Source organism: Streptomyces sp. S.PB5 (assembly GCF_030403745.1).
Classification (GTDB): Bacteria; Actinomycetota; Actinomycetes; order Streptomycetales; family Streptomycetaceae; genus Streptomyces.
Window position 1 is genome coordinate 211,041 of the sequence record NZ_JAQMWP010000018.1, and the last position, 7,636, is coordinate 218,676.

At 70.8% G+C, this 7,636-nt stretch carries 6 protein-coding genes; all 6 read right to left on the minus strand.

Annotated features, from left to right (window positions below):
- Positions 1-170: 170 nt before the first annotated feature.
- The 6 genes from PH203_RS38015 to PH203_RS38040 are packed head-to-tail and all read right to left on the minus strand — an operon-like array spanning position 171 to position 7,099.
- On the minus strand, positions 171-1,901 hold the full coding sequence (locus PH203_RS38015; protein ID WP_289926202.1) for a GMC family oxidoreductase: 1,731 nt from the start codon (positions 1,899-1,901) through the stop codon (positions 171-173).
- Between the two features lie 14 nt (positions 1,902-1,915).
- Positions 1,916-2,890: an NAD-dependent epimerase/dehydratase family protein gene (locus PH203_RS38020; RefSeq protein WP_289926204.1), complete on the minus strand. Its 975-nt coding sequence runs from the start codon at positions 2,888-2,890 to the stop codon at positions 1,916-1,918.
- Entirely contained in the window at positions 2,887-3,882 is a 996-nt protein-coding gene (locus tag PH203_RS38025; RefSeq protein WP_289926207.1) for a patatin-like phospholipase family protein, read from the minus strand. Before PH203_RS38025 ends, PH203_RS38020 begins: the two co-directional genes overlap by 4 nt.
- Positions 3,879-4,574 carry a hypothetical protein gene (locus tag PH203_RS38030; RefSeq protein WP_289926209.1) on the minus strand — a complete coding sequence of 232 codons (696 nt, stop codon included), beginning with the start codon at positions 4,572-4,574 and terminating at the stop codon, positions 3,879-3,881. The genes PH203_RS38025 and PH203_RS38030 overlap by 4 nt, the downstream gene beginning before the upstream one ends.
- A 13-nt stretch (positions 4,575-4,587) precedes the next feature.
- Complete coding sequence (locus PH203_RS38035; protein ID WP_289926224.1) at positions 4,588-5,994, minus strand: FAD-binding oxidoreductase; 1,407 nt, start codon at positions 5,992-5,994, stop codon at positions 4,588-4,590.
- A gap of 7 nt (positions 5,995-6,001) precedes the next feature.
- Positions 6,002-7,099, minus strand: a complete 1,098-nt coding sequence (locus PH203_RS38040) for an alpha/beta fold hydrolase (protein WP_289926211.1) — start codon at positions 7,097-7,099, stop codon at positions 6,002-6,004.
- Positions 7,100-7,636: the final 537 nt, after the last annotated feature.

Consider the following 7,636-nt stretch of genomic DNA (forward strand, 5'->3'; position numbering starts at 1 on the left):
CGTCGTAGCGCTGCCGGGTCACACTTCCGGTCATCCCGGTGATCCGTGCACGACGACGATGTCGCACACGGTCGGCACCGCGCCCCTCCTGATGACGCGCTCCGATCCCGCGACTGTGCTGTCGCAGGGCCGTCGTCCGAAGCCCGCTCCGAAGGCCGCGGGGGAACGGTTCAGCCTCGGGCCCGGGCGGCCACCCGTTCCTCCAGCAGGGCGGTGCTCATCCGGTCGGCCAGTGCGGCGATCGTGAGGGAGGGGTTGGCGCCGACCGGGCCCGGCATCGCCGCGCCGTCGGCGACGTACAGGCCGGGCAGGCCGTGCACCTGGCCGAAGGCGTCGCACACACCGTCGGCCGGGTGGTGGCTGATCGGGGCGCCACCGAGGGGATGCACGGTGACGATACGGCGGAGGAACCACAGCGGATTGTCCAGGAGACGGGTGTCCAGCTGCTCTGCCAGGTCCCGCATCGTCTCCCGTACCCGGCCGAAATAGGCGGTGCTCGTCTCCGTCGTCCAGGCCACGTCCAGGAGCCCGTCGCGCAGCGTTCCGACGCCGTCCGGCACGTCGCGTCCCATGCCCAGCAGTGGCAGCGTGCCTGCGGCCAGTGCGCCGTTGCCGAGCAGGCGGGAGAGTTCGGCGCCGAGGCGGTTGTCCGGTGAGCCCCGCAGGACGTTCAGCAGCAGCCGGGCCAGGAATTCGGCGGTGCGGAAGAGGGTTCCGGTCAGGTCGGTCGACTGGACGAGCCAGTCGGTGAAACCGGGGTAGCCGCCGTCCTGGACGTAGTAGCCGCGCCCCGGCGCGCCGTTGCCGTCCGCGAGGTCGCCCACCCGGATCGCGCTGGTGATGACCGGGCCCCGGCTCGCGTCGAGGGCGGGGCCCGTGCCCTTGTGCTCGGGCAGCAGGAAGGTCAGCAGGTCGCCGTTGCCGGACATGCGGGTGCCCAGCGCCCGGCTCAGGCCCGGCAGCCGGTCGCGGTTCTTCAGCAGGAGGTAGGTCGTGCCGTAGGTGCCCGCGGCGAGGATCAGCCGGTCGCAGGTGACCGTGCGCAGGGGCAGTTTCGCGGTGTCGGTGCGGGTGCCGTCTTCGGCGGACGGGCGGTGTTCGACGTAGGTCACCTCGTAGCCCCCCTGCTCGCGGGCGGCGAGGCCGCGCACCTCGCAGCTGGTGCGGATGTCGGCCGGGTGCGGGGCCGCGGCCGCGGCGGCGGAGAGATAGGTGTGGTCCAGGGTGTTCTTCGCGCCGTCGTTGCAGCCGATGTCGCACTCGCCGCACAGCCGGCAGGTGTGCCGTGCCGCCCCGTGCAGATTGGCGTAACCCGGGTCCGCGAGCGGCACTCCGATGGCGGGGCGGGCGCCGGGCCGGGACGCGAAGCTGACGCCGAGGGGCGGCAACTGCCAGTCCAGTCCGAGCTTTTCGGCGGCCTTGCGCAGGGCCTGGGTCTTGGCGGTGTCGGCGTACGCGGGCGCGTGCAGCGGATACGGGGTGGCGCCCAGCATCTTCTCCACCACGTCGTAGTGCGGATCGAGGTCCGCGCGCGTCACCGGCCAGGTCTCGTAGCCGCCGCCGGGCAGCGGGTCCTCGTGGACGAACCACTTCTCGTCCTTGCGGAGCAGCACATTGGCGTAGATGAGCGAACCGCCGCCCAGCCCGCTGGAGACCACGGAGTCGAAACCGCGGAACGACCACACGTCGAACATGCCGTGCAGCCCCGCGCTCGGATCCCAGAAGGCACGGCCCATCTGGCGGGGGGTGCGCGGGAAACTCCCGGGCGGATACGGACGGCCGCGCTCCAGTACGATCACCCGCCGCCCGGCCTCGGCGAGCCGGAAGGCGGACACGGCACCGCCGAAGCCCGATCCGACGACCACGGCATCGACATGCTCGGGTGTGATGGTCCCCGTCATGGCACTCTCTTCCCCTACTGCCCGCCCGTGGCGAGCTGCTTGAGGCCCTCGTCCACGGTGAGGACGGGCCGGTAGCCGAGTTCGCGGCGCGCCGCGCTGTCGTCGACGGTCATCTCCTGCGCGGACAGGACGACGAAGGTGCGGGTCACCGGCGGCTCGCCGCGCAGCCGGAGCACCCGCCAGGCGGTCTCCGCGGTGCGTGCCGTGGCGGCCAGCGCCCAGCGGGGCACGGAACGATCCGGCAGTACGGTGCCGGCGGTCGCGGCCAGCGCGGTCAGAAAGGCCCGGAACTCCACGGGTTCGCCGTCGGTGAGGAAGTACGCCCGGCCACCCTCGCCCTGCCGCAGGGCGGCCAGGATGCCTGCGCAGGCGTTGGCCGCGTGACAGGTCGAGGTGAGGTAGTGACCGCCGTCGACCCAGGCGAAACGGCCGCGCCGGGCGGCCTCGACGACCGCCGGCAGCACGGTGGTGTCACCGGGCCCCCACACCAGGCGCGGCCGGACCGCGAGGGCGGTCAGCGTGGGGGAGGCGGCGGCCAGTACCAGGTCCTCGGCGATCCCCTTGGTTCTCGGGTACTCGCCGACCGGCCGTGCAGGCCGGGGACGGGACTCGTCGGCCTGCCGCAGGGGGCCGCCGTCGGCCAGCACCGCCTCGGAGCTGATGTGCACGAGCCGACGTACCCCGCTCTCCTCCGCTGCCCGGACGACGGCCGCGGTGCCCTGCACATTGACCCGGACGAAGGCGCTCGGCGGACCCCACTGCCCGGTGAGCGCCGCGGCATGCACCACCGCATCGCACTCCGCCATACCCGCGCGCAGCGCCGCAGCGTCGAGGAGATCCCCGCGCACCGCCTGCGCGCCGCGACCGGTGACCGTGTCCGCGGCGGCCGGGGTGCGCGCCAGCGCGCGTACCGTGTGCCCCTCGGCGGTGAGCGCGTCGAGGAGGTGACCGCCCAGGAAGCCGGAGCCTCCGGTGACGAAGACCTTCACTTCCGGGTCCCCTTCCGGGTCCGGGTGAGGGCCGCCGGGGCCCAGGACGCGAGGGCCTTGGCCGCGGTCTCCCGGCCGTGGCCGATGAACTCGCGTGCCTCGTCGGGGCCGAACTTCAAGAACCCCGACGCGGTGAACGGCAGCCCGGTGGGCTCGATCAGCAGCAGCTCCACCTGCTTCTTCGACGTGACCCCGGGGGCCTCGGCGACCAGCTTGTTGACGGTCTCGGCGTGCTCGTAGTCGGCCATCAGCGCCGCGTGGGCGACATTCTCCGCGAGCAGACCGATGGCCTCGGACAGCGAACGGGGCGCCGGAGCGGGCCGCTTCGCGCCACCGGCCGCGACGACGATCACCGCGTCCGGCTCATAGGCGAGTGCGGGCTTGAGCGGGGTGTTGGCCACCAGCCCCGCGTCCACGAACTGTTCCCCGGCGACGGCCCCCGACGCGAACAGCAGCGGCACGGCGGTGGTCGCGAGGAGATGGTCGATGCCGATGTCCGTCAGCCGGAACTCCGCTCCGCGGCGGTGTTCGGGCGGCAGCGCGTTGGTGAACCGCACCACCCCGGCGCCCGCCTGGTCCACGGCGGAGACGACGACCGTACGGCCGTCCTCGACCGGCCGCTGCCCGGCGCCGAAGTAGCGGGCGAAGGTGCGGCGGGCCCGTCCCGTGTCCAGGAGCCACATCCACCGTACGCCGCCCAGGAGATGCTCGATCAGCCCGGTGCGCGGCCGGCTCAGCAGGCTGCGCATATCGAGGAGATTCCAGAAGTCGAGCCGCGGCGCGAAGAGATCGGTGCAGCCGACCGACTCCCACATTCCGGCCAGATCCTCCGCGTCCATGCCGGTGCCCAGTCCGTACGCGGTGAGGGCGCCGCCCGAGACACCGGACAGGACGTCGGGGACCAGGCGTGTGTCGGCCAGCGCGCGGGCCACGCCCACGCTGAAGTACGCGGCGGGGGCGCCCCCGCCGGAGAAGACCACCGCGAGTTTCATACGGCGCTCCCCTCGGCGGCGGTGAGTTTCCCGGCCGCGGGCTTGTCTGCCAGGGGCTTCCCGGCCCACGGGAGATACGGCAGGTAGTTGCGGGCCAGGCCCTGGGTGAACAGCCGGGCGTATGCGCCGAGCGCCTGCCCCGAGTCGAGCACCCCGTCGGCCCAGGGGGTGCGGACGGAGGCTAGCAGCCGGGCCAGGTCGCCCACCCCGAGCCGCAGGACGCCGGCGCCGGCGACCTCGCCGTTCGTGCCGTTGCCGCGGTGCAGTCGCACCGCCAGCGTGGTCGTGTCCTGCCACACCCACACCGGCGCCACCATGGAGGGGCGTGGAGGCGCCGACTTGCGGCCGGTCAGGTGATAGGGCGTCCCGCGGTGGTGGAAGGTCAGCTCGTACTCCATCAGCAGGCTGCCTCCGGCCGCGTGGGCCTGCGGGTCCGGGAAGAGCCGGAACACCCCGTCCGTGAAGGGGATCCGGCCCTGGACCCCGGGCAGCTCCACCTCGCCGGTGAGACGGCCGGGAGCGCGCGGTTCGGTGGTGAAGGCCCGGGTGTCGTCGACGGTGACCACGGCGTGCAGGACGAACTGCCAGTCGGTCAGCCGCCCCTGGCGTGCGCCGTCCTCGGGGCTGGTGACGCCCATCGCGAAGGGCCCGGACATCTTCTCGCGGAAGGTGAGTGACGTCGGTGTCGTCATCGCGGCCCGCCTCCTAGGCTTCCTTCGTGTCCACGGCGTACTCGGGGTCGTAGAGCGCGTTCGGGTCGACCTTGCGGCGGACGGCCGGGTCCTCGCTCGTCATCGAGTGCATGTAGCGGAACGCCTGGTGCTCCACGGCGATGGCGTCGATACCGGCCACCAGCGTGCGCAGGACCGGGCCGGTCATCTTCTGCGGTTCGACGCCCAGGTAGAGCATCAGCTCGCAGAAGGGCTTCGGGTCCTTGTCACCGTGGTCCGGGCCGGAGAGATACGCGGAGCGGACCGCCTTGACATAGACGGACACGAAGGTCACCGCCCCGCTGGCCCGCCGCTCCCGCAGACAGAGCGCGGACAGTTCGCGCAGCAGCGTCTCGTAGTGCTCGGCCGGCGCGAGCACGATGAACATCCGGGTCGGATCGCCGACCGTGGAGTCGAGGATCTGGTCGGTGAAGCGCTCGATGTTCTTGGCGGTGCCGAAGACCGGGGGGATCAGGATGGCGCCCATGCCCACGTATTTGACGATCTCGTCGAGCGCACTGGGCAGCCGGCCCGCCCAGTAGCCGAGGAACTGCTGGTAGCCGTAGGCGACGCGGTCGTAGAGCGACTTGAGGGGGTTCTGCGGCGTCTCGTGGTACGAGGAGAACTGTCCGAGCCGCAGACTGCCCACGGGCAGCGGCAGGTCGGCCCACGCCCCGCGCTCCATCAGCGCGTCCCCCGGATCACGGATCAGCCGTGCGGAGCGCTCGACGAAGTCGTCGAAGTCCGTGGTGACGAACCGCTCGTTGGCGAGGACGGTACGGAACTTGTCGATACGGATGATCCGCACCGTGAGACTGGTGATGACCCCGTGCCGCCCGGTGCCCGCGAGGACCCGCAGGAAACGTTCCTGCTGCTCGTTGCGGCTGCACTGGTGGACATTGCCCTCCCAGTCGACGTACTCCAGCTCGCTGACGGTGTCGAGGAAGAGGCCGAACCGGTGCGAGGCCGGGCTGATGCCGCCCACCGAGGCGAAGCCGGCCGCGGTGATGTGGTTGTGGTCCCCGACCACCGACAGGCCCAGGCCCCGTTCGGCCAGCGCCTCGTCCACGCCGGCGAGCAGCGCACCGGGCTGCAGGGTGCAGGTCAGGTTCTCGTCGTCGATGTCGACGATGCGGTTCATCCGGGTGGTCAGCAGCAGGGTGCCGCCGTCCGCGGTGACCAGGTGGTTGCTGGAGTGGCCGCTGCCCCGGATCACGATCTTCTCGCCGAGCTCACGTGCCTCGCGCACCGCGCGCACCACATCGGCCGTGCCGCGCGGCAACAGGACCTTGCCGGGCCATTTCGCTTGGACGCCGGGGTCTCCGACGCGTTCCCAGTCGTAGGCGAGGCTCGCCAGGGAGTCGTGAGTGAACGTTTCGTGGCTGCTGGGCTCGTACGCCATCGGCACGTCAGGCTCCGTGTTGTTTGAGGAAATCGAGCATCCGGGGGAAGACGTCGCGGTCGACGCGCTCGCCCATGAAGACGTCCTGGTGGCCGTAGCCCGGGAACACCGCCAGTTCGTGGCGGCCGGGCGCGACCGCTTCCAGCCTCCGGTGGCAGACGATGTTGGAGTCGGTGAAGACCCGGTTGCTGTCCCCCGTGGTCAGCAGCATGGGTGTGTCGATCTCGGCGGCGCCGGCCAGGTAGTCGTTCGGCAGCCGGTCGTACAGCGGGTTGTCCTGGTCGTACTTGACGGCACGTCCGGCCCGCACCATGGCGGCCACATGACGGTAGTAGTGGACACCGGTCGCGCCGTAGAGGTCGCCGCTGCGCCGGTGGGTGATCTCGTGCAGCTTGTTGTGGCTGTAGAGCGCGGGCCAGCCGGTGCCCCACATCATGCTGAGCATGTGGCAGGAACTCTCGTCGCACTCCTGGTGGAAGAGGTCCACCAGCTGCGCGAAGGCCCACGCGGGGGTGAAGCGCGGCTCGTCGGCCCAACGGGGATCGAGATACGGAAAGCCCAGCACGTACTCGGTCAGATTCGGTGCGACGGCCAGCTTGAACCGGGACCAGTCGGGCACCCGAGGAGTCAGTGCGGCACTGTTCGCGATGACGCTGGTGATGCCGTCGACCGCACCCCCGAAGAGACTCATGGTGAACGAGACGGAGCCCAGGCAGTGCGCGATCACATGGATGCGGCGGTCCGGACCGATCGCCGCGCGCAGCTCCCGCAGGGCGGCGGGATAGTCGAAGAGCGCGATGTCGTCCATCGTGTAGCGGTGCCGCCCCCTGTTGTAGGGATGGCGGTTGCTCATGCGGTAGTCGAGCGTCCACACGTCCGAGTAGCCGTTGTCGAGCAGACAACGGACCAGGTTGCGGTGCTCGGGCATGATGAACATGTCACTGGATGTGGTCAGTCCGTGGATGATCAGTACGACGTCGTCCGAGCTGCCTCGCTGGAAGCGCAGCATGCTCAGGCCGATGCCGTCGTCCGTGATGAACGGATGTGTGCTGATCCCCGCGTCCGGCACACCCTCGAGTGTGAACAGCGGAATGGCACGTGCCACGTCGGTCTCCCCCTTGGCGATCGCCCCCTGACGGGGCCCCCGCGATCTCTCAAGTACGTACGTGCGCTGTGGACTTAAGGACGCTACGGACCGGTTTCCCGCGGCGCAACGGCTCCCGGTCCGTCCGGTCCAGGGCACGGAGCGGAGCCGGACGTTCCCACCCGAGCGCTACGTCAGCGGTGCCATGGGGACGTCCTGCAACAAGCGTGATGCGGGCGCGGACAAGCCGGGGGGTCGGTCCGGACACCGGGGCGGATCCGGAGGAGACGGCCATGCCCCTGCCCCATCTCGGCCAGCTCGTTCGCCGGGCTGTACACCGAGCGGGCTTCGGGCGCGACCGGATCCGTGAGATGACGAAGACGGATCAACGTCGCTCATACGCGGCTCGGTCTGACCCTGAAGCTGATCGGAACATCGATGTCCGGGAGGGCAGGGGCAGCATCCGGTGGGGTGCCCAGAGGTTTCCGGACAGGGACCCAATAGGGTCGTCCTGAGAAGGAAATGAGGGAGAAGTGGCGCCACCCAGTAAGTACTCAC

What these genes read in the sequence shown, in the direction of transcription:
- PH203_RS38030 (WP_289926209.1), bottom strand. Translation starts at nt 4,574, where the DNA reads ATGACGACACCGACGTCACTCACCTTCCGCGAGAAGATGTCCGGGCCC.
- PH203_RS38015 (WP_289926202.1), bottom strand. Translation starts at nt 1,901, where the DNA reads ATGACGGGGACCATCACACCCGAGCATGTCGATGCCGTGGTCGTCGGA.
- PH203_RS38035 (WP_289926224.1), bottom strand. Translation starts at nt 5,994, where the DNA reads ATGGCGTACGAGCCCAGCAGCCACGAAACGTTCACTCACGACTCCCTG.
- PH203_RS38025 (WP_289926207.1), bottom strand. Translation starts at nt 3,882, where the DNA reads ATGAAACTCGCGGTGGTCTTCTCCGGCGGGGGCGCCCCCGCCGCGTAC.